Origin of the sequence: [Micrococcus luteus] ATCC 49442, from assembly GCF_010367585.1 — a bacterium.
In the GTDB taxonomy this organism is placed as follows: domain Bacteria; phylum Actinomycetota; class Actinomycetes; order Actinomycetales; family Micrococcaceae; genus Arthrobacter; species Arthrobacter luteus_A.
Map to the genome: position 1 here is coordinate 4420498 of NZ_JAAAXP010000001.1, position 19902 is coordinate 4440399.

At 66.7% G+C, this 19902-nt stretch carries 20 protein-coding genes; 14 read left to right on the plus strand and 6 right to left on the minus strand.

Annotated features, from left to right (window positions below; genetic code table 11):
- Positions 1-3: 3 nt before the first annotated feature.
- Positions 4-699 (minus strand): trimeric intracellular cation channel family protein, encoded by a 696-nt coding sequence (locus GUV69_RS20115; protein WP_164205628.1) that lies wholly within the window; start codon positions 697-699, stop codon positions 4-6.
- Between the two features lie 60 nt (positions 700-759).
- On the opposite strand from GUV69_RS20115, the gene GUV69_RS20120 reads away from it, so the two are divergent.
- From GUV69_RS20120 to GUV69_RS20140, 5 genes are all read left to right on the plus strand, one after another.
- Positions 760-1494, plus strand: a complete 735-nt coding sequence (locus GUV69_RS20120) for a sirohydrochlorin chelatase (RefSeq protein ID WP_164205631.1) — start codon at positions 760-762, stop codon at positions 1492-1494.
- A gap of 167 nt (positions 1495-1661) precedes the next feature.
- Positions 1662-3407, plus strand: coding sequence for a nitrite/sulfite reductase (locus GUV69_RS20125; protein ID WP_164205634.1), 1746 nt, complete (start codon positions 1662-1664; stop codon positions 3405-3407).
- A complete protein-coding gene (locus tag GUV69_RS20130) occupies positions 3407-4135 on the plus strand; it encodes a phosphoadenylyl-sulfate reductase (RefSeq protein WP_164205636.1) in 729 nt (242 codons plus the stop codon). The genes GUV69_RS20125 and GUV69_RS20130 overlap by 1 nt, the downstream gene beginning before the upstream one ends.
- Positions 4132-5079 (plus strand): sulfate adenylyltransferase subunit CysD, encoded by a 948-nt coding sequence (gene cysD / locus GUV69_RS20135; protein WP_164205638.1) that lies wholly within the window; start codon positions 4132-4134, stop codon positions 5077-5079. Before GUV69_RS20130 ends, cysD begins: the two co-directional genes overlap by 4 nt.
- Positions 5080-6507 carry a sulfate adenylyltransferase subunit 1 gene (locus GUV69_RS20140; protein WP_164205641.1) on the plus strand — a complete coding sequence of 476 codons (1428 nt, stop codon included), beginning with the start codon at positions 5080-5082 and terminating at the stop codon, positions 6505-6507.
- A 17-nt stretch (positions 6508-6524) separates the two neighbouring features.
- Here GUV69_RS20140 and GUV69_RS20145 read toward each other — a convergent pair whose 3' ends face one another.
- The gene (locus GUV69_RS20145) at positions 6525-7766 is read right to left on the minus strand and encodes an NAD(P)/FAD-dependent oxidoreductase (protein ID WP_164205643.1); all 1242 of its coding nucleotides are present in this window, start codon (positions 7764-7766) and stop codon (positions 6525-6527) included.
- A gap of 107 nt (positions 7767-7873) precedes the next feature.
- Between GUV69_RS20145 and GUV69_RS20150 the strand changes: the two genes are divergently transcribed.
- From GUV69_RS20150 to GUV69_RS20185, 8 genes are all read left to right on the plus strand, one after another.
- Entirely contained in the window at positions 7874-9040 is a 1167-nt protein-coding gene (locus GUV69_RS20150; protein WP_164205645.1) for an RtcB family protein, read from the plus strand.
- 133 nt (positions 9041-9173) lie between these two features.
- On the plus strand, positions 9174-10313 hold the full coding sequence (locus GUV69_RS20155; RefSeq protein ID WP_164206827.1) for an ABC transporter substrate-binding protein: 1140 nt from the start codon (positions 9174-9176) through the stop codon (positions 10311-10313).
- A gap of 41 nt (positions 10314-10354) precedes the next feature.
- Positions 10355-11080: an ABC transporter ATP-binding protein gene (locus GUV69_RS20160; protein ID WP_164205647.1), complete on the plus strand. Its 726-nt coding sequence runs from the start codon at positions 10355-10357 to the stop codon at positions 11078-11080.
- Complete coding sequence (locus GUV69_RS20165; protein ID WP_164205649.1) at positions 11070-12035, plus strand: ABC transporter permease; 966 nt, start codon at positions 11070-11072, stop codon at positions 12033-12035. Before GUV69_RS20160 ends, GUV69_RS20165 begins: the two co-directional genes overlap by 11 nt.
- Before the next feature lie 94 nt (positions 12036-12129).
- Complete coding sequence (locus GUV69_RS20170) at positions 12130-12576, plus strand: SRPBCC family protein (protein ID WP_164205651.1); 447 nt, start codon at positions 12130-12132, stop codon at positions 12574-12576.
- Between the two features lie 107 nt (positions 12577-12683).
- Positions 12684-13127 (plus strand): hypothetical protein, encoded by a 444-nt coding sequence (locus GUV69_RS20175; RefSeq protein ID WP_164205653.1) that lies wholly within the window; start codon positions 12684-12686, stop codon positions 13125-13127.
- A 74-nt stretch (positions 13128-13201) separates the two neighbouring features.
- The gene (gene cobA, locus GUV69_RS20180) at positions 13202-14497 is read left to right on the plus strand and encodes a uroporphyrinogen-III C-methyltransferase (protein ID WP_164205655.1); all 1296 of its coding nucleotides are present in this window, start codon (positions 13202-13204) and stop codon (positions 14495-14497) included.
- Between the two features lie 99 nt (positions 14498-14596).
- Complete coding sequence (locus GUV69_RS20185) at positions 14597-16063, plus strand: FAD-dependent oxidoreductase (RefSeq protein WP_164205657.1); 1467 nt, start codon at positions 14597-14599, stop codon at positions 16061-16063.
- A 49-nt stretch (positions 16064-16112) separates the two neighbouring features.
- Here GUV69_RS20185 and GUV69_RS20190 read toward each other — a convergent pair whose 3' ends face one another.
- The 3 genes from GUV69_RS20190 to GUV69_RS20200 are packed head-to-tail and all read right to left on the minus strand — an operon-like array spanning position 16113 to position 17729.
- Entirely contained in the window at positions 16113-16553 is a 441-nt protein-coding gene (locus GUV69_RS20190) for an SRPBCC family protein (RefSeq protein WP_164205659.1), read from the minus strand.
- Between the two features lie 57 nt (positions 16554-16610).
- A complete protein-coding gene (locus GUV69_RS20195; protein ID WP_164205661.1) occupies positions 16611-17438 on the minus strand; it encodes a DUF1206 domain-containing protein in 828 nt (275 codons plus the stop codon).
- A 3-nt stretch (positions 17439-17441) separates the two neighbouring features.
- Entirely contained in the window at positions 17442-17729 is a 288-nt protein-coding gene (locus tag GUV69_RS20200) for a hypothetical protein (protein WP_164205663.1), read from the minus strand.
- Between the two features lie 153 nt (positions 17730-17882).
- Here GUV69_RS20200 and GUV69_RS20205 point away from each other — a divergent pair, with 153 nt between their 5' ends.
- Positions 17883-18419: a hypothetical protein gene (locus tag GUV69_RS20205; protein WP_164205665.1), complete on the plus strand. Its 537-nt coding sequence runs from the start codon at positions 17883-17885 to the stop codon at positions 18417-18419.
- A 125-nt stretch (positions 18420-18544) separates the two neighbouring features.
- On the opposite strand, the gene GUV69_RS20210 is transcribed toward GUV69_RS20205, so the two are convergent.
- Positions 18545-19771 carry an AI-2E family transporter gene (locus GUV69_RS20210; RefSeq protein WP_164205667.1) on the minus strand — a complete coding sequence of 409 codons (1227 nt, stop codon included), beginning with the start codon at positions 19769-19771 and terminating at the stop codon, positions 18545-18547.
- Positions 19772-19902: the final 131 nt, after the last annotated feature.

Below are 19902 nucleotides of genomic sequence, written 5' to 3' on the forward strand. Positions count from 1 at the left end.
TAGCTAATCGCGGGGGCCCTCCGAGCCGCCGCCAACTTCCCCTGACTCGTCCCTGGGCAGGGACCGGCGGTGCCGGCCGTGTACGGCCAGCGGGGCCTGCCAGGAACGGCGCCAGGCCACCACTCGGAAGGTGAACACCACCGCGGCAATGGCCGCAGCGGTCAGGACATTGAACGCACCCAAGACCCACAAAACTGCGGTCAGCGCTGCTCCCGCAAAGGCCGGCAGAGCATAGATGTCCCGCGGGTTGAACAGGTCGGGTACCTCATTGGCAGTCACATCGCGCAGCAGGCCGCCGCCCACCGCCGTCATGACCCCCAGGAGCACCGCCGCCACCGGGTTCATGCCTTCGGCCAGCGCCTTGACGGTGCCGGTCATGCAGAACAGGGCCAGCCCGCCGGCGTCGAACAGGGTCAGCAGCGACGTGAACCGCTGGACGCTGGAGAACAGGAAGTACACCAGGACGGTGGCCAGCAACGGCGGGACCAGGTACGCGGGATTGCTGAACGCTGCGGGCGGGCCGGCGTCGAGGATCAGATCGCGGATCACGCCGCCGCCGAGGCCCACCAGGGAGGCCAGGAGCAGGGAGCCCACGATGTCGATGTTCTTCCGTGCCGCGAGGAGCGAGCCGGATACCGCGAAGAAGAAAACGCCCAGCAGGTCCAGCCACACGGGAGCGTTGTCAAAGGCGAATGTCATGGGCGTCCCGGCGGATTCAAAGTGGGCGGACAGTGCGGCTCCAACGTTACGCTAGCCCCTATGAACAACCCGATCATGATCGCCTGTGCCCACGGGACATCCAGCAGCCAGGGCGCCGCGGAGGTCAACGCCCTGCGCGCCGCGATCGCCGCCCTGCGCCCCGGCCTCGACGTGCGGGAGGCCTACGTGGACGTCCAGCAGCCTGACCTGGTGGACGTGGTGGCCGGTCTGCCCGAAGGTACGAGTGCCGTGGTGGTGCCCCTGCTGCTCAGTGTGGGTTACCACGTCAAGGTAGACATCGCCCGTGCTGTGAAGAGCCGGCCGGGCACCCTCGCGGCGGCGCCGCTTGGACCCGATCCCCGCCTCGCCGCGCTGCTTGACCAGCGCCTCCGCGAGGCAGGTGTCACCGACCGCGACTCCATCGTCCTTGCCGCCGCGGGCTCCTCCAACCCGAACGCCGCCATCAGCGTCGAAGAGCTCGCCAACCAGCTCAGGGAGCTGCGAAGCAACCGCATCGAGGCGGCCTACGGAGCCTCAGCCAAGCCGTCAGTGCCCGACGCCGTTGCCATGCTTCGCGAGGAAGCCGAAGGGGGTGCCGGGGCGGGGGAGTCCGCGGGAGCCGTTGACCTCCGCGGATGCGTGGTGATTGCCTCCTACCTCCTCGCGCCGGGTTTCTTCCATGACCAGCTGGCCAAGGCGGGCGCGGACCTCGTCACGGAACCACTGCTGCCTTCGGCCGTGCTCGCCGAGATCGCGCTGGAACGGTTCGACGCCGCCGTCGCGAACGGGCAGTAAGGGCGCCGTCCCAAGCCCGCCCGGTGCCCTGAAAACAACGGCGCGGCGAATCACAAGAGGCCCGGTTCTTCAAGGCTCCCCGGCGATTCGTGACGAAATGTTTCCCTAGGTGACTCAGGGTTTCCCGACCCTTTGTGACGCAATTCGGGGACACCTACAGTCGATGCATGACTGATACAGCTCTAGCCGGAGCGTCCGCGGACTCCGCAGCCGCCAAGCGCCCCGCGCGCACCAACCGCCCCGCCGCAAAGCCGCACGGGCAGTGGAAAGTGGACGGCAAAACTCCGCTGAACGCCAACGAAACCTGGAAGCAGGAAGACGACGGCCTCAACGTCCGCGAGCGTATCGAGACCATTTACTCCAAAGAGGGCTTCGATTCCATCCCCGGCCAGGACCTGCACGGCCGGTTCCGCTGGTGGGGCCTGTACACGCAGCGCAAGCCCGGGATTGACGGCGGCAAGACCGCAACGCTCGAGCCGCACGAGCTCGAAGACAAGTACTTCATGCTCCGCGTACGGATCGACGGCGGTGCGCTCACCACCGAGCAGCTGCGCGTCATTGGCCAGATCTCCGTGGACTTCGCCCGGGATTCCGCAGACCTCACCGACCGCCAGAACATTCAGCTGCACTGGATCCGCGTGGAAGACATCCCCGAGATCTGGACCCGCCTGGAAGGTGTCGGCCTGTCCACCACCGAGGCCTGCGGCGACGTTCCCCGCGTCATCCTGGGTTCGCCCGTGGCCGGCATCGCCAAGGACGAGATCATCGACCCCACGCCGCTGATTGCGGAGCTGGGGGAGCGGTTCATCGGCAACCCGCTGCTGTCCAACCTGCCGCGCAAGTACAAGACCGCCATCACCGGCCACCCCAGCCAGGACGTGGTCCACGAGATCAACGACTTCGCCCTCGTCGGTGTGAAGCACCCCGAACTCGGCATCGGCTACGACCTCTGGGCCGGCGGCGCGCTCTCCACCAACCCGATGCTGGGCAAGCGCCTCGGTGCCTTTGTGCGCCCCGAGGAAGCAGCCGAAGTCTGGCTCGGCGTCACCAGCATCTTCCGCGACTACGGTTACCGCCGGATGCGCACCAAGGCCCGCCTGAAGTTCCTGATGGCCGACTGGGGTCCGGAGAAGTTCCGGCAGATCCTCGAGGACGAATACCTCGGCTACAAGCTGGCCGACGGTCCCGCAGCGCCCAAGCCCACCACCCCCGGCGATCACATCGGCGTGCACGAGCAGAAGGACGGCAAGTTCTTCATCGGCGCCACCCCGCTGGCCGGCCGGCTCTCCGGCGCGGCGCTGGTGAAGCTGGCGGACACCCTCGAGGCCCGCGGCTCCTACCGCCTGCGCACCACCCCGCACCAGAAGCTTGTGGTCCTGGACGTCGAGAAGGACCAGGTTGAACCGCTGGTCGCCGAACTGGACGCGCTGGGACTCTCCGCCCGTCCGTCCGTGTTCCGCCGCGGCACCATCGCCTGCACCGGCATCGAATACTGCAAGCTGGCCATCGTGGAAACGAAGGTCACCGCCGCCACCGCCGTCGCCGACCTGGAGAACCGCCTTGCTGACCTGGCGGAGTCGGGTGAACTGCCGCACGCACTGTCCCTCCACATCAACGGCTGCCCCAACTCCTGCGCCCGCATCCAGACCGCAGACATCGGCCTCAAGGGCATGATGCTGCCAACGCCCGACGGCGATCCCTCCCCGGGATTCCAGGTCCACCTGGGCGGCGGGCTGGCTTCGTCGGAGCGCGAAGAGGCCGGCCTGGGACGCACCGTCCGCGGCCTCAAGGTCTACGTTGAGGACCTCCCGGACTATGTGGAGCGCGTGGTCCGCACCTTCGTTGCCCAGCGCGCCGAAGGCCAGACCTTCGCCGAGTGGGCCCACGCAGCAGAAGAGGAGGCCCTCCAGTAATGGCAAAACATCTCGCACCCGCACCTGCCAAGCGTCCCGTGGACGAACTCAAGGCCATCGCCGAAGCCGGCGCCGCCGAGCTCGGCTGGGACACCCCGGCCCGCGACGTGATCGCCTGGGTGGAGCGCAACTTCGACCTGCCCGCCGTCGCCGTCGCCTGCTCCATGGCCGACGCCGTCCTCCCGGCGCTGGTCGCTGACCAGATGCCCGGCGTCGACGTCCTGTTCCTGGAGACCGGCTACCACTTCAAGGAAACCTACGCCACGCGTGACGAGGTGGCAGCGAACCTGCGCGTCAACGTGGTGGACGTCCTCCCGGAGAACACCGTGGAACAGCAGGACCGGCTCCTCGGCAAGGACCTCTTCGCCCGCGACGCCGCCCAGTGCTGCGCCCTGCGCAAGGTGGCCCCGCTCCAGCGCACCCTCGCCGGCTACGAACTCTGGTTCACCGGCGTACGCCGCGACGAGGCCCCCACCCGGACCAACACCCCGCTGGTCTCCTGGGATGAAAAGAACGGCCTGGTCAAGGTCAACCCGGTGGCTGCATGGACGTTCGACCAGCTGGTCCAGTACTCCGATGACAACCTCCTGCCCGTCAACCCGCTGCTTTCCCAGGGTTACCCCTCCATTGGCTGCCAGCCCTGCACCCGCAAGGTGGCGCCCGGCGACGACCCCCGTGCCGGCCGCTGGGCGGGCTCCGACAAGACAGAATGCGGACTACACGAATGAGCACTTTCCTAACTGAGGAGACCACCCAGGTGACTGAAGCCGCTGTATCCACGCGCCTCTCCAGCCTGGACGCCCTCGAGTCAGAAGCGATCCACATCATCCGCGAAGTCGTGGCCGAGTTTGAGAAGCCCGCGCTGCTGTTCTCCGGCGGCAAGGATTCCGTGGTGATGCTGCACCTGGCCACCAAGGCGTTCTGGCCGGGCAAGGTGCCTTTCCCCGTCCTGCACGTTGACACGGGGCACAACTTCCCCGAGGTCATCGACTTCCGCGACCGGACGGTGGAACGGCTGGGACTCAAGCTCGTCGTCGGAAGCGTCCAGGAATTCATTGACCGCGGCGAACTTGCCGAGCGCGCTGACGGCACCCGCAACCCGCTGCAGACCGTTCCGCTGCTGGACGCCATCCAGCAGAACAAGTTCGACGCCGTGTTCGGCGGCGGCCGCCGTGACGAAGACAAGGCCCGCGCCAAGGAGCGTATCCTCAGCCTCCGCGACGAGTTCGGCCAGTGGGACCCGCGCAACCAGCGCCCCGAGCTGTGGAACCTGTACAACGGCCGCCACACCGTGGGCCAGCACGTCCGCGCATTCCCCATCAGCAACTGGACCGAGCTGGACATATGGCGCTACATCGAGCGCGAGAACATCGAGCTGCCGGGCCTCTACTACGCCCACGATCGCGAGGTCTTTGCCCGCGACGGCATGTGGCGCGCGGTGGGCGAGGTATCCCAGCCGCTGCCGCACGAGGAAGTCATTACCAAGACGGTCCGCTACCGCACTGTGGGGGACATGTCCTGCACCGGTGCCGTTGAGTCGGCCGCAGCCACCGTGAGCGACGTTGTGATCGAAGTTGCCGCCTCCACCATCACCGAACGTGGTGCCACCCGTGCAGATGACCGCATCTCCGAGGCAGCCATGGAAGACCGCAAGAAGGATGGTTACTTCTAAATGAGCACCGACACTTCACTCCTGGCCGCCGAGCTGGAAACGGCCCTGCCCACCACGCTGTTCCGCTTCGCCACCGCCGGATCGGTCGACGACGGGAAGTCCACTTTGGTGGGCCGCCTCCTGCACGATTCCAAGGCGATCCTCGCTGACACGCTCGACGCCGTCGCCCGCACCTCGGCCGACCGCGGCTTTGGCGGCTCGGCAGGCGGCATCGACCTGGCCCTCCTGACCGACGGCCTGCGTGCCGAGCGCGAGCAGGGCATCACCATCGACGTCGCGTACCGCTACTTCGCCACGGACCGCCGCAGCTTCATCCTGGCCGACTGCCCCGGGCACGTTCAGTACACCAAAAACACGGTGACCGGCGCGTCCACGGCGGATGCCGTAGTCGTACTCATTGACGCCCGCAAGGGTGTGCTGGAGCAGACCCGCCGGCACCTGTCCGTGCTGCAGCTGCTGCGCGTGGCGCATGTGATTGTGGCCGTCAACAAAATTGACCTGGTGGACTTCAGCGAGTCCGTGTTCCGCGAGATCCAGGCCGACGTGCAGCAGGTGGCCCGTGAACTGGGCATCGGCTCCGCCGAGCTGGGCAGCGCCGACCACATCGACGACCTGCTGGTCATCCCGGTGTCCGCCCTCGACGGCGACAACGTGGTGGACCGCTCCGAGCGCACCCCCTGGTACGACGGCCCGGCCCTGCTGGAGGTCCTCGAAACCCTGCCCGCCGCCGACGAGATCGACACGCAGCTGGAGAGCTTCCGCTTCCCTGTGCAGCTGGTCATCCGGCCGCAGGGCGCGCTGGCTCCCGACGCCGTGGCCGCCGGCCTGGACGTTGAGGCCTACCGCGACTACCGTGCCTACGCCGGCCAGATCACCGAGGGGTCCGTGAAGGTGGGTGATTCCGTGTCCGTGCTGACGCCGGGCCAGGATGCGCGCACGACGACGGTGCTTGGCATCGATTTCGCCGGCGAGTCCCTGCAGGAAGCGTTCGCCCCGCAGTCCGTGGCAATCCGGCTGGCAGACGAGTTCGACGTCGCCCGCGGTGACACCATTGCAGCAGCCGGCACCGTCCGCGAGTCCTCCGCCGACCTGTATGCAGCGCTGTGCTGGCTGTCGCCCAAGCCCTTGCGGGAAGGTGCCAAGGTGCTGGTCAAGCACGGTACCCGCACCGTCCAGGCTTTGGTCCGCAGTGTCAGCGGCAAGCTGGACCTGGCCACTTTCAAGCTTGAGGGCGCTTCCAGCCTGGAGCTCAACGACATCGGCCACGCGCAGCTCCGGCTCGCTGCGCCGCTGCCGCTGGAGAATTACCTGCACCACCGCCGCACCGGCGCGTTCCTGGTGATCGACCCGCAGGACGGCAACACGCTGGCCGCGGGCCTGGTCAAGGACCACCCGGGCGACCACGAGGACGAGCGCTACTCCATCTGAGTGCTGCGGCCGGCCGGTTACTCCGGCCGGCCCACCACAACCTGCGCGGGACTGTGGATGATGTAGCCGTTCAGCCAGGAAAAGAGGGCACGCAGCTTTTGCTGGAATCCGGACAGCAGGGCCAGGTGCACCAGGAGCCAGGACACAAAGGCCAGCGGCCCCTGAAGCTGGATCCGCTGCCGGCCGATCTCAGCCACTGCGGCGCCCCGGCCGATCATCGCCATGTACCCCTTGTCGAGGTACTTGAACGGCAGCCGGGTCCCGCCGGTAAGGTCGGCCTGGATGTTGCGCGCCGCCCACTTGCCGGCCTGCTGCGCCACGGAGCCCAGCTGGGGAAGTGCGGCGCCAGTGGAATCGGTCATGTTGGCGGCGTCGCCGAGGACATACACACCCTCGACGTCCGGAGCGGTCAGGTCCGGGCGGACATCGATGCGGCCTCCCCGGCCCTGCTTCAGGCCGGAGTCCGCTATAATCCCGCCGGCCTTCAGGCCACCGGCCCACACCACCACCCGGGTCGGGATGACCGTCCCGTCAGCGAGCGTCACGCCGTCGTCCCTGACCTCCGTCACGCCGACGCCGAGGTGGAGCTGGACGCCGATCTTCGTCAGCCGTTTCCGGGTGTACTGCTGCGACTTCTCCGAAAAAGCGTTGAGGACCGTCGGGATCATGTCCACAAGATGGACGCGGCAACGGGCCGCGAGCTCGGGCGAGAAGTATTTTGGCACCACGAACTTCACGTTCTCCGCCATGGCGCCTGCGGTTTCCACGCCCGTTGGCCCGCCGCCGACCACGACGACGTCCACGGAGCCGCCCGGCTCCCGGTCGGCCTCATCCAGCAGGTGGGTCAGTTTTGCGCCCAGCCGGGTGGCGTCGGTGACCGAATACAGCGGATAGGCATGTTCCTCCGCGCCCGGGGTGTTGAAGAAGTTCGGGACGGCGCCCGGCGCGACGACCAGGATCTGTGCCCGGTGGGTTTCGCCGTCGGCCGTGGTCACGGTCCGGTTGGCCGCATCGACCGAGGCCACGTCCGCGGTGAGCACCCGCACTTTCCCCATGCGCCTGAAAATGGAGCGAAGCGGCCGGGCAATAGCGGACACCCCGATCTGGGAGGTCGCCACCTGGTAGAGGAGCGGCTGGAACTGGTGGTAGTTGTTGGCGTCGATGAGGAGCACGGGGATGCCCTTGCGGCCGAGCTCCTTGGCCACAGTTTTCCCGGCGAACCCGGCCCCCACCACGATGACCTGGTATGTGTCTTCCATCCGAGCAACCTACTCCACCTGACGCCGGTGCAACAGGGCTTCGGGATCTTCCCGGTCTCTTGCCTCCAGGCTGGCGGTCCACCATCATCAACAGTGGGAGGCGCAGCGTGGAAACCATCACCCCAAAGCTCATCAACTGGGCCTCGATCCTGGACGAGAAGACCCGCGCGCAGGCCATCGCCACGTCAACGCTGCCGTTTATCTATCCGCACCTGGCCCTGATGCCGGATGCCCACCTGGGCAAGGGCGCCACGGTGGGCTCGGTGATTCCCACGCTGCACGCCATCATTCCGGCCGCCGTGGGGGTGGACATCGGCTGCGGCATGATCGCCGTGCGGACGCAGTACTCCGTGACAGACCTTCCCAAGGACCGGAAGAGGCTGCGCGAGGACATCGAACGCGTCATCCCGCTGTCCGCCGGCCACAACAACCGCACGGTCAAGCCCACGGCCGAGCCTCGCCTCGCCGAGCTTCGGAAGCTGGCAGCCAAAGCCGGGTTCAACCCCGCGCAGTACCTGGCGAAGTGGGAGCTGCAGCTGGGCTCCCTGGGCTCGGGCAACCACTTCATCGAGGTCTCCGCCGACGAAACGGATGCCGTCTGGCTGTTCCTGCACTCCGGTTCGCGCGGTGTGGGCAACAAGATCGCCCAGCATCACATCGGCGTCGCACAGCAGGCAAACCGGAAGCGCGGCACCAGGCTGCCGGACCCGGACCTCGCCTACCTGGAGGAAGGCACCTCCGAGTTCACCCGCTACATCGCGGAGCTGCGGTGGGCCCAGCACTTCGCCCTGCTCAACCGCGAGGAAATGATGGACCGCGTCACCACCCAGTTCAGCCACTGGGTGGGCGGCCCGGTCATGGAACGCGAGCGGATCAACTGCCACCACAACTTCACCCGGCAGGAAACCCACTACGGGAAGTCCGTGTGGGTATCGCGGAAAGGCGCCATCAAAGCCGAGCACGGCGATCCCGGACTGATTCCCGGCTCCATGGGAACGGCGTCGTACGTGGTGGAAGGCCTCGGCAACCCGGTGTCCCTCAATTCCTCCCCGCACGGCGCCGGCCGTGAGTATTCCAGAACGGCGGCACGCAAGGCGTTCACGCTGTCGGAGTTGAAGACGGCCATGCAGGGGATCGAATTCCGGCCCACCGAGGCGTTCATCGACGAGATTCCGGCCGCGTACAAACCGATCGACCAGGTCATGCACGACGCCTCGGACCTCGTCAAGGTCCGGCACAAACTGCGTCAGCTCATCAACGTCAAAGGGGATTGAACCGGCCGTATTGTGTCTCCAAAGCGGTGCGGAATGTGACGCTGCGTGAACGCGCGTGACCCCCCGTTTCTGCTTCATTGAATGGGTTTATGCCACTCCCTATGGTGAAACAATGACAAGTTCCAAGCCCGGGATGACCCGCATCGTGGCAGGCGAAAGCGCAGTTCCCAAGCGCAAGCGTGCCATCGAGGCGGCCCTGGCCATCGGGCTCGTTGTGCTGATCGCTCTCGGCGCCGTGGTGGCATCCAATATTTCGCGGGACGCGTCCGCCCAAGCCTCCGCACCGTCGCCTACGCTCGCCGATGAACTCAAGCTGGGCTACTTCGGAAACCTTACCCACGCGCCCGCCCTGGTGGGTGTGAAGCAGGGGATCCTCGCCCGGAATTTAGGCACCACCACGCTCAGCACCGAAACGTTTAACGCCGGGCCTGCCGCGATCGAGGCCCTGAACGCCGGCGCCATCGACGCCACCTACATCGGACCGAACCCTGCCATCAACTCCTTCGTGAAGAGCCGCGGTGAGTCGGTCAGCGTCATTGCCGGTGCGGCCGCGGGCGGCGCGCAGCTGGTAGTCAGGCCGGAGATCACCTCCGCGACCGACCTCCGCGGCAAAACCCTGGCGTCCCCGCAGCTTGGCGGCACGCAGGACGTGGCCTTGCGCGCGTGGCTGTCTTCGCAGGGATACAAAACCCACGTGGACGGCAGCGGCGACGTCGCCATCAACCCCACCGACAACGCGCAGACCCTGAAGCTGTTCCAGGACGGAAAGCTCGACGGCGCGTGGTTGCCTGAGCCGTGGGCGTCCCGCCTGGTGCTGACCGCCGGAGCGAAGGTGCTGGTGGATGAAAAGGACCTCTGGGACGGTTCCCTTTCCGGCAAGGCCGGCGAATTCCCCACCACCATCCTGATTGTGAACAAGAAGTTCGCCGCCGAACACCCGGACACCGTGAAGGCCCTCCTCCGCGGCCACGCGGAAGCCGTGGCCTGGCTGAGCAGCGCACCCGCTGCTGAGAAGGCGGACGTCATCAACTCCGCCCTGCAGGAATCAGCCGGTGCGGCTCTTTCCGCCGATGTCCTCGACCGGGCCCTGCAGAACGTCATTTTCACCGTGGATCCGCTCGCCGGAACCTACCCCAAACTGCTCAAGGACGGGGCGGACGCCGGCACCACCAAGGAAGCCGACATCACCGGCCTGTTTGACCTTCGCGCCCTGAACGAAGTCATCGGCACGTCAGGCCAGCCCATCTCCGCGGCGGACCTCGGCCAGGACTGACCGCGCCGCCACCGCACCACCACCAACCTAAGGACGGGACCATGCCAGTCGTACTGGAACAGCTGGGCAAGCGCTTCGGCGACGGCGCCCCGGTGCTGGAGGATGTCAACGCCACCATCGGCTCGGGCGAGTTCGTCGCCCTCCTCGGTGCGTCCGGCTGCGGCAAATCCACCCTCCTGAACATCATGGCGGGACTGGAGGCCCCGACGTCGGGCGCCCTCGAAGTACCCAGCGACGGAGCCGCGTTTATGTTCCAGGACGCCGCCCTGTTCCCGTGGCTCACCGCGCGGGAGAACATCGAGCTGGCCCTGAAGCTGCGCGGTGTGGGGAAAGCCGAGCGCCGCATCAAGGCCGACGAACTCCTGGACCTGGTACACCTCGGCGAGGCAGGGGACAAGCGCCCGCACGAGCTTTCCGGCGGCATGCGCCAGCGCGTCGCACTGGCCCGGGCACTGTCGCAGGACAGGCAGCTGCTGCTGATGGACGAGCCGTTCGCCGCCCTTGACGCCATCACCCGCGACCTCCTCCACGACGAGCTGGAACGCATCTGGAAGGAAACCGGGCGCACCATCGTCTTCGTCACGCACAACGTCCGCGAGGCCGTGCGCCTGGGCCAGCGGGTGCTGCTGCTGTCATCCCGCCCCGGCCGGGTGGTCCGGGAATGGGCCGTCACCGAGGAGCACCGAACCGACGCCGGCCTCGCCGGACAGCTGACCGGGGTCATCACCGCCCGGCTGCGGGAGGAGATTCGCCGCCATGCCAAATAACTCAGTATCTGATCCGGTGGTTGAGCCTGTCGAAACCAAACCGGTGGCTGAACCGGAAACCCGTCATATTCACGCGGCGCTGACCCGCACTTCCACCGGGCACGAGGACCTGCGCGAGCTTGAGGCCGGTCTGGATTCGCTCCAGTCCGACGCCGCGCGCAAGCACCGGATCGACTGGAGCCGGGTCCTCCTGCCGGTGGCCGCCCTGGTGGTCCTGGTTCTGGTCTGGCAGTTCTACGTCTCCCTCGGTGTGAAGCGCCGCGACCTGGTCCCCGGCCCGCTCGACGTGCTCGGCCAGCTCGGGGTGCTCTGGGGCGATGCGAAACTGCAGGAAGCCGTCTGGACGTCGCTGCAGCGAGGCATTGTCGGCTTCCTGATTTCGGTTGCCATCGCCACTCCGGTGGGGCTGCTGCTGGCGCAGGTTGCGCCTTTGCGCCGTGCCTTTGGACCCCTGATTTCGGGCCTTCAGGTCCTGCCGTCCGTCGCATGGGTTCCTGCCGCGATCATCTGGTTCGGACTGACCGACGCCACCGTCTACTTCGTGGTGTTTATGGGGGCCATCCCGTCCATCATCAACGGCCTCATCTCAGGGGTGGACCAGATCCCGCCGCAGTACCGCCGCGTGGGCACGGTCCTGGGCGCGAACCGGCTGCAGATGGCCATCCAGATCATCCTGCCCGCGGCCCTGCCCGGCTACCTCGGCGGCCTCAAGCAGGGCTGGGCCTTCTCCTGGCGGTCCCTTATGGCGGCGGAAATCATCGCGGTGGGCGGCACCATCGGGTTCGGCCTGGGCTCGCTGCTTGACCAGGGCCGCGTCCTGTCCGACATGACCATCGTGATGGCTGCCATCCTGCTGATCCTGGGGGTCGGCATCCTGATCGAGCTGCTGGTGTTCGCCCCGATCGAGAAGCGCCTCCTCCGCAGCCGCGGCCTCCTCGCCGGCAGTACCCGCTAAGTTTCCCTCCAACGCCAGCAATGCCCGGCGGCGAGTCCCGCCGTCGGGCGCTGCTGTTCCACGACGACGGGCAGGACTCTGGCAGACTGGCGCCATGACCGTGAGCTTTGTGTGCCGCACCGAGTCCGCGCTCCCGCGTGAACGCCTGTTCGATCTCGCCCGGAGTGTTGATGTCCACCTCGAGTCCCAGCAGCGGGCCGGGGAGCGCGCGGTCGCCGGCGCCACGACAGGCCTCATCGGTCAAGGCCAAGAGGTGACCTGGCAGGCCCGGCATTTCGGCGTGCCCCTGCGGATGACCAGCCGGATCACCGCGCTGGACTTCCCCGCCAGCTTCACCGACGAGCAGGTCAAGGGCCCCTTCAAGTCCTTCCGCCACGTCCACGAGTTTGAAGCCACGGCCACGGGCAGCATCATGACGGACCGTGTGGAGTTCACCGCACCGTTCGGTCCGGCAGGACGTCTGGCTGAAAAGCTGGTCCTGCGCCGGTATTTGGAGCGCCTCATAGTTGACCGCGGAACGTTCCTCGTCCGCCCCCAGTAACGCGCATCCTTGCCCGCGGGACTTTTGGCTCTTCCGGCCGTGACGGTTCAGACCCCACGCTAGGTGTCCCAGGGTGCCTGACTGCGGTGGGACGGGGGGTGCGAATCATGGAGAAGGCCTCCGGTGGCCGGGCTGGCTATGCCATTGCCGGGGTGGTCAACGCGGCGCTGCTGTGGGCTATCAACATCTGGCCCGGCTGGCAGGCGGTGCCGTTTCTGACTCCCGCAACTGCCGGCGTTGTTGGTCCTGTGAACAGGGTGTTGGTCGCGGGCGTCATCGTCAATGTGGTGCTTCTCCTTGCCCCGTTCCGGCTGGTTAAGGCCCTTGGGGACCTGGCTGTCCTCGTCATCGGGCTGCCCGTTATGTTCCGGCTGTGGGAGGTGTTTCCCTTCGATTTTGGTGACGGTTGGCCGGGCTGGCCTGTAGTGGTGCGGGTCCTCCTCGTACTGGGGATCGCCGGCCAGATCATTGGGATCATCGTGGGACTTGTTGAATTGGGCCGTGCCTTGGCGGGCTCCGGTGCCAACCGACGGCGGCCCCACCGTTTGTGACGCAGGATTACCTAGCGTTACCGGGTGTTTCCGTACCGTTGTTGGCCAGTGTGACGCGGCCCTACCGTTGATTCATGGCAATTCAGGATATATACCCCACCGCGCTGCGGCTGCTCGGCCGCCCGGTGCTGGTGGTTGGCGGCGGTCCGGTGGCTGCCCGCCGCGCCAAGGGCCTGCTCGACGCCGGTGCCCGGGTTACCGTCGTGGCTCCCGTTGCCTGCCCCGCACTTTTAGAACTGGCCGACGCCGGGCTCCTCACCTGGGAGCCGCGCCCGTACCGCCCGGAGGACGTCGACGGCGTCTGGTTCGTCCAGGCTGCGACCGGCGATTCCGCCGTTGACACCCGCGTTTCACAAGACGCCGAAGCGCAGCGGATCTGGTGCGTCAACGCCTCTGATCACGAAGCATCAGCCGCCTGGACTCCCGCCGTCGCCGTGGTTGATGACGTGCAGATCGCCGTCAACGCCGGGGGAGACCCCCGCCGCGCCATGGCCCTGCGCAACGCCGTCGCCACCGCACTCGAGACCGGCGACCTCCCGCTGCGCCGCCAGCGCGCCCACCGTGGAAGTGTCGCCCTCGTGGGCGGCGGACCCGGCGACACCGGCCTCATCACCGTCCGCGGCCGCCGGCTCCTCGGCCAGGCCGACGTCGTGGTGGCAGACCGCCTCGGCCCCCGCGAACTGCTCAACGAACTCGCCCCGGACGTCCGCGTCATCGAAGTGGGCAAGACCCCCGGCCACCACCCCGTGCCGCAGGCAGAGATCAACCGGATCCTCGTCGACGAAGCGTTGCAGGGGCACCGCGTTGTCCGGCTCAAGGGCGGCGATCCTTACGTCCTGGGCCGTGGCGGCGAGGAAGCAGAGTACTGCCGGCAAAACGGCGTCGAGGTCGAAGTGGTCTCCGGCGTCACGTCCGCGATCTCCGTCCCGGCCGCCGCAGGCATCCCCGTCACGCACCGCGGCCTGGCCAAGGGATTCAGCGTGGTGACCGGCCACGAGGAACTGTCCGAGGTTCCTGCCCGCGCGGACCACACGATCGTTCTGTTGATGGGCGTTGCCGCGCTGCGCGATTCCGCGTCCGCCCTGGGCAAAGCCGGTCTGCCCCGGGACACGCCGGTTGGTATTGTTGAAAACGGCTATTTGCCGAATCAGCGCGTGACCATCGGCACGCTCGGTTCCATCGCTGACCAGGCGGAAGCCACCGGCGTCGCGAATCCCGCCGTTATTGTGATCGGCGACGTTGTCCGCGTCAGCCCGTTCGCGCCGTCGCACTTCAAGACCGCCGATTACAGCACCACCACCCCGAACAAGCCCCGTACCACCCCCAGTCCCCGCACAAACCAAAGCACCACCCGCGTCCTCACCACCTAGCCACCAACCCAACTAGGTAGCACTAACTGTCGTTATGAGCCCTCAAAACGACAGTTAGTGCTACCTAGTTGGGATGGAACGAAGAAAAGGAACACAGCCGTGTCATCAAGCACCTCCGTAGGATCTGCCGAGCGTCCGCTGCGCGTTGCCGTTGTGGGCTCCGGCCCGGCCGGCGTCTACGCCGCGGACATCCTCACCAAGAGCGAGGCCGTCAAGAGCGGCGAGCTGACCGTGAGCATCGACCTCTTTGACCGCTACCCGGCACCCTACGGCCTGATCCGCTACGGCGTGGCACCGGACCACCCGCGCATCAAGGGCATCGTCAACGCCCTGCACAAGGTCCTGGACCGCGGCGACATCCGCTTCTTCGGCAACGTGGATTACGGCACGGACATTTCCATCGAGGACCTCCGCACCCATTACGACGCCGTCATCTTCGCCACCGGCGCCATCAAGGACGCGGACCTGAACATCCCGGGCATCGAACTGGACGGCTCCTACGGCGGCGCGGACTTCGTCTCCTGGTACGACGGCCACCCGGACGTCTCCCGCGAATGGCCGCTGGACGCGAAGGAAATCGCTGTGATCGGCAACGGCAACGTGGCCCTGGACGTGGCCCGTGTCCTCTCCAAGCACGCCGACGACCTGCTGGTCTCAGAAATCCCGGACAACGTCTACGCCGGCCTGAAGAACTCACCCGTCACGGACGTCCACGTCTTCGGCCGCCGCGGCCCCGCGCAGGTGAAGTTCACTCCGCTGGAGCTTCGCGAGCTGTCCCACTCCAAGGACGTGGACATCATCCTCTACGCCGAGGACTTCGAGTTCGATGAGGAATCGGACCGCCAGATCCAGAGCAACAACCAGACCAAGACCATGGTGGGCACCCTCACCAACTGGATCGCCGAACAGCCCGAGGACCTCTCCGAGCTCACCGCCTCCCGCCGCCTGCACCTGCACTTCCTGCACAGCCCGGTGGAAATCTACGACGACGCCGAGACGCCGGGCAAGGTTGCCGGGATGAAGTTCGAGCGCACCGAGCTGGACGGCACGGGCAACGCCCGCGGCACCGGCGAGTTCGTGGACTACCCTGTGCAGGCCGTGTACCGCGCCATCGGCTACTTCGGTTCGGCGCTGCCGGAGATCGAATTCGACCACAAGAAGGGCGTTGTCCCGAACGACGGCGGCCGCGTCCTGGACGCTGCAGGCACCCACGTGCCGGGCATCTACGCCACGGGCTGGATCAAGCGCGGACCCGTCGGCCTCATCGGCCACACCAAGGGCGACGCACTCGAGACCGTCACGTACCTGCTCGAAGACCGCGAAAACCTGCCGGTTGCCGCCGTTCCCGCGGAGGACGCCGTCGTCGACCTGCTCGATGCCCGCGGCGTGAAGTTCACCAGCTGGGAAGGCTGGCTGGCCCTGGACGCCCACGAACTGGCGCTGGGCGCCGCGGCCACCGAGGCCGGCGGATCCCACGGTGTTGAGGTCAAGCGTGAGCGCATCAAGGTGGTGCCGCGCGAGGACATGGTTGCCATCTCCCGCGACGGCGTCACCGCCGCGGTCTAGGACACGGTCAGGAGCGAGGGACCACCCTGGTGGTCCCTCGCTCCTGCCTTTAACTCCCGGCGCCGCCGGCAGCCATCAGCTCCAGCCGCTTGAGCGTTTCCTTGTTGCGCACGTCGATCAGGGGGTCGCGCACCGCCTTGGGAACCAGCTTGCCGGGTCCCCGGATGGCGTCCTCGGCAATGGTGACCCGGCATTGTGTGCCCACATCCTCCAGGGTGATCAGCACCTTGGCTTCGCCCAGCGGCCAGCCACGCGCCACCAGTTCCAGTGAGCGTCCGGGCTCAACGGCCGTCACCCGGGAGCTGTCGTCGATCACCAGCGGCCAGGCGCCCACGGAGTGGTGGAGCCGGGAGCCGGCCTCGGGCCAGTGCGCATCAACCGCGCGGATCCGGGAGGCCCCCACCACCCAGCCCGAGTACAGCCATCCGTTGGCGATCACCTTCCAGACATCCTCGGCCGGGGAATTGAATACGCGGGAAACGGTGGACATTGTGCGTTCCTTCCATTGGGTAAAGGGTCTCGCTCACAGATGGCTCCCGGCGTCGGGCTACATTCGGCCAAACCGGGCACGGACCAGCGCGAACACGCCGTAACAGATGAAGCCGGCGCCGATCGCTACCAGAAGATACGGGCCAAACGGGTGGTCGCGGAGGGCCTTCAGGCTGCCGTCCAGGCCGGTGGATTCTTCAGGGCTGCGCTTCGCAGCCGCGATGACAAAGAGCAGCCCTGCGAGGTTCAACGCGATGCCTTTGGCCGCGTGCCCGGTGACGCCCAGGGAGTCGATGAGCCTGCCGCGGCGGGTCCCGTCGAAATGGAAGAGCTCTTCCTTGAACCCGCGCCGCACTCCCTTCACCACAAAGTAGATCCCCACGCCCATGATGGTCAGGCCCAGGGCTATCAGCACGGGCAGCCCGACAGGCGTGTTCAGGAGGGCGGTGCTGAAATCCCGGGTGGTGTCCCCGGAATCCCCGCGCAGGCCAACGGCGAACCCGGCAAAGCTTAAGCCCACACTGCCGTACGCGATGGCCAGGAACCCGGAGGAGACCAGCTTGCCGAGTTGCTGCTTGCGGGGCAGGTGCCGGGCCCGGAGCGTGGCTTCGCTCAGTTGCCATAACGCCAGGCCGGTGCACGCCACCACGCACGTCCAGAGCACTGCAGGCCCCCAGATGTTCGCGGCCATTTGCTCGATGGCGCCGGTGGCTTCAGCCTGTCCCGGCTGCCCGAAGGCGATGGCGATGGCGATGGCACCCACAATGATGTGGAGCAAGGCCATTACGGCAAACCCGGTGCGCGCCACAATGTCCAGCGCCTTGGTATCCGACGCTTCCTCCACGGCGTCCGCCGCCTCGCTGATGCCCGATTCGCCGTCTGCCATGGCCTAGCCGTTCATTGGCCCCTCTGCGTGCAGCTTGCCGGCTCCTGGACCTTCAACATGAATCGTGCAGCGGACCACCAGCTTGCCCGGAGCGTGGTCCAGTTCCACCAGGCTGTCGTTCGCGCTGAGGGAGGTGAAGACTTCAGAGCCTGCCACCACCGTGACACCCCTTGCCTTGGCGGTCTGGCTGGCGTTCTCGAATGCTTCCTTCTCCAGGTTTGAAATATATGAGCCGTCATTTTCGCGGGCTGGGTCCCCGAATGCCCAGCCGAACAAAGTCCCTGTTTCCATGCCGACGATATTACGCGGTATCCAGCCTGCTGAAGGCGGGGTTCCGTAACATTAGTAAGTGTGCTTACGATAGCGTGACTAAGACCTTCGCGGTGGCCAGTAAGAAAACGGCACCAGCGGCATTGGAACCACTCAACGTGAGGAAAACACATCATGGCAGGAAATCTTGTTGCCCGCTCCATTCACGACCTGACGGCCGCGGCCTGGTTCGGCGGTTCGCTGATGGGTGCCATCGGGCTGAACGGGGCGGCGGCGGAGGCAAAAGACCCGGCAGAACGTACCCGGCTCTCGAGTGCGGGCTGGATGAAGTGGGCACCCGTCCAGACGGCAGCCTTCGCTTCACATCTGCTCGCGGACCTCGCCATCGCCTGGGAAAACAAGGAGCGCATCGCCAAGCAGGACGGCGTGGCCCGGGATACGGCCATCAAGACGGCGGTGACCATCGCTGGCGCCGCCGTGACCCTGTACGCCGGTATCCTCGGCAAGAAGGTGGACAAGCTCGCGGACCAGGGCGGCGAAGGTGCCACCGAGCCCAGGCCGGGCGCGTCCGATGAGCTGAAAGCGGCCCAGCAGCAGTTGAAGCTGCTGCAGTGGGCCATCCCCGCCCTTGCCGGCGCGGTGGTCATCCTCGGTGCGAAGCACGGCGAAATGCAGCGACCCAAGAATGTGTTCGCAGGGCTCCGCTCCTAGCGTCACAACCCCGGGCAGTTAACGCACGACGGCGGTCCGGCACTGAGGTGCCGGACCGCCGTCGTGCGCTACAACCGAACCGTGGGTCACTTATTGAAGGTCCGCGTCGAAAATCGGACAAATCCTCAGACGGGCTGGGTGTCAGGTGGCGGGAGGTCGGGGTTCATGTCCTGGAGGTTGGGGTCCTCGGCCGTCCACACCTGGATGACCGCCCAGATGACTGCCGCCAGCGGGACAGCCAGCACAGCGCCCACGATGCCGGCCAGGATGGTGCCGGCGGTCAGTGCCATCAGGATCACCAAAGCGTGGAGCTTCAGGGCATTGCCCATCACGATGGGCTGCAGCAGGTCGCCCTCGAGCTGGTTGACGGCGATGACCACGGCCACCACAATCAGCGCAACCACCGGACCGTTGGCCACGAGGGCGACAAGGGCGGCAAGGATGCCGGCCACGGTGGCTCCAACGAGCGGGATGAACGCTGTCATGAAAATGATGATGGCAAGCGGGAAAGCCAGCGGCACCTGGAGGATCAGGAGTGCTGCGCCGATGGCCACGGCGTCCACGAGTGCCACGATGGCGGTGCCCCGGACGTAGCCGCCCAGGACCTCCAGGGTGCGCTTGCCGGACCGGCGGAGTTTCGCTTCGCGTTCCCCCGAGAACGGCCGCAGGAAGAAGTTCCAGATCTTGGCGCCGTCCTTGAGGAAAAAGAACAGGATGACCACCATCAGGATGCTCCCGGCCAGGAACTCGGTCACCACGGAGAGCCCGGTGATGGCACCCGAACGGACCTGGCTGCTGGTGGCGAACTGGATGAGGCCTTCCCGCGCCTGGTCCAGCTGCTCCTTCTCGATCGGAACGGGCCCGTTGAGCAGGAACTGCTCCAGTTCGTCCAGGCCGGAGGATGCCTGCTGCGCCAGTTCAGCCCACTGGCTCCGGACGGAGAAGTAAATGACGGTGCCAACTCCTCCCAGCAGGAGTAGGAGGGCCACAAACGCCACCCCCGTGGCTGCGGCGCCAGGCAGCCCCCGCCGGCGCAGCATGTTCACAAACGGACCGATGGCCGCGGCCAGGATCAGCGCGATCAGGATCGGGATGACCAGGAGCTTGATCTGCATCAGGGCATACACGGAGACGACGGCCACCGTCAGGAGCAACAGGATCTGGGCCGAGCGGATGCCCACCCTGCCCAGGCCGTCGGCCCAGAGCTCAGCCGGCGCCTTCCGCGGCGCCTTCTTCGGCGCGTCCGCGTTGGTGGAAGCGGCCGGTGAACCTTCCGCCGCCACGGGTCCGGCTGCAATGGCTGGCGGCTTTGGAAACTGCTCCTGGCCGGATAGATCGGTTGCTTTCGCCATGTGTACTCCTCGATCGGCGGGTAACAGGAGCGCCGGGGCATTCCGGGCTCAGTACCTTTCAGAAAGTAAGCCTACTGACTGGATTGGCCCGCCGCGAAGCCGCCGCGCTACCGGACCCGACCTGGCGTAGG

What these genes read in the sequence shown, in the direction of transcription:
- GUV69_RS20160 (WP_164205647.1), top strand. Translation starts at nt 10,355, where the DNA reads ATGCCAGTCGTACTGGAACAGCTGGGCAAGCGCTTCGGCGACGGCGCC.
- GUV69_RS20115 (WP_164205628.1), bottom strand. Translation starts at nt 699, where the DNA reads ATGACATTCGCCTTTGACAACGCTCCCGTGTGGCTGGACCTGCTGGGC.
- cobA (WP_164205655.1), top strand. Translation starts at nt 13,202, where the DNA reads ATGGCAATTCAGGATATATACCCCACCGCGCTGCGGCTGCTCGGCCGC.
- GUV69_RS20200 (WP_164205663.1), bottom strand. Translation starts at nt 17,729, where the DNA reads ATGGAAACAGGGACTTTGTTCGGCTGGGCATTCGGGGACCCAGCCCGC.
- GUV69_RS20140 (WP_164205641.1), top strand. Translation starts at nt 5,080, where the DNA reads ATGAGCACCGACACTTCACTCCTGGCCGCCGAGCTGGAAACGGCCCTG.
- GUV69_RS20210 (WP_164205667.1), bottom strand. Translation starts at nt 19,771, where the DNA reads ATGGCGAAAGCAACCGATCTATCCGGCCAGGAGCAGTTTCCAAAGCCG.
- GUV69_RS20205 (WP_164205665.1), top strand. Translation starts at nt 17,883, where the DNA reads ATGGCAGGAAATCTTGTTGCCCGCTCCATTCACGACCTGACGGCCGCG.
- GUV69_RS20155 (WP_164206827.1), top strand. Translation starts at nt 9,174, where the DNA reads ATGACCCGCATCGTGGCAGGCGAAAGCGCAGTTCCCAAGCGCAAGCGT.
- GUV69_RS20120 (WP_164205631.1), top strand. Translation starts at nt 760, where the DNA reads ATGAACAACCCGATCATGATCGCCTGTGCCCACGGGACATCCAGCAGC.
- GUV69_RS20170 (WP_164205651.1), top strand. Translation starts at nt 12,130, where the DNA reads ATGACCGTGAGCTTTGTGTGCCGCACCGAGTCCGCGCTCCCGCGTGAA.
- GUV69_RS20145 (WP_164205643.1), bottom strand. Translation starts at nt 7,766, where the DNA reads ATGGAAGACACATACCAGGTCATCGTGGTGGGGGCCGGGTTCGCCGGG.
- GUV69_RS20190 (WP_164205659.1), bottom strand. Translation starts at nt 16,553, where the DNA reads ATGTCCACCGTTTCCCGCGTATTCAATTCCCCGGCCGAGGATGTCTGG.
- GUV69_RS20165 (WP_164205649.1), top strand. Translation starts at nt 11,070, where the DNA reads ATGCCAAATAACTCAGTATCTGATCCGGTGGTTGAGCCTGTCGAAACC.
- GUV69_RS20195 (WP_164205661.1), bottom strand. Translation starts at nt 17,438, where the DNA reads ATGGCAGACGGCGAATCGGGCATCAGCGAGGCGGCGGACGCCGTGGAG.
- GUV69_RS20175 (WP_164205653.1), top strand. Translation starts at nt 12,684, where the DNA reads ATGGAGAAGGCCTCCGGTGGCCGGGCTGGCTATGCCATTGCCGGGGTG.
- GUV69_RS20125 (WP_164205634.1), top strand. Translation starts at nt 1,662, where the DNA reads ATGACTGATACAGCTCTAGCCGGAGCGTCCGCGGACTCCGCAGCCGCC.
- GUV69_RS20130 (WP_164205636.1), top strand. Translation starts at nt 3,407, where the DNA reads ATGGCAAAACATCTCGCACCCGCACCTGCCAAGCGTCCCGTGGACGAA.
- cysD (WP_164205638.1), top strand. Translation starts at nt 4,132, where the DNA reads ATGAGCACTTTCCTAACTGAGGAGACCACCCAGGTGACTGAAGCCGCT.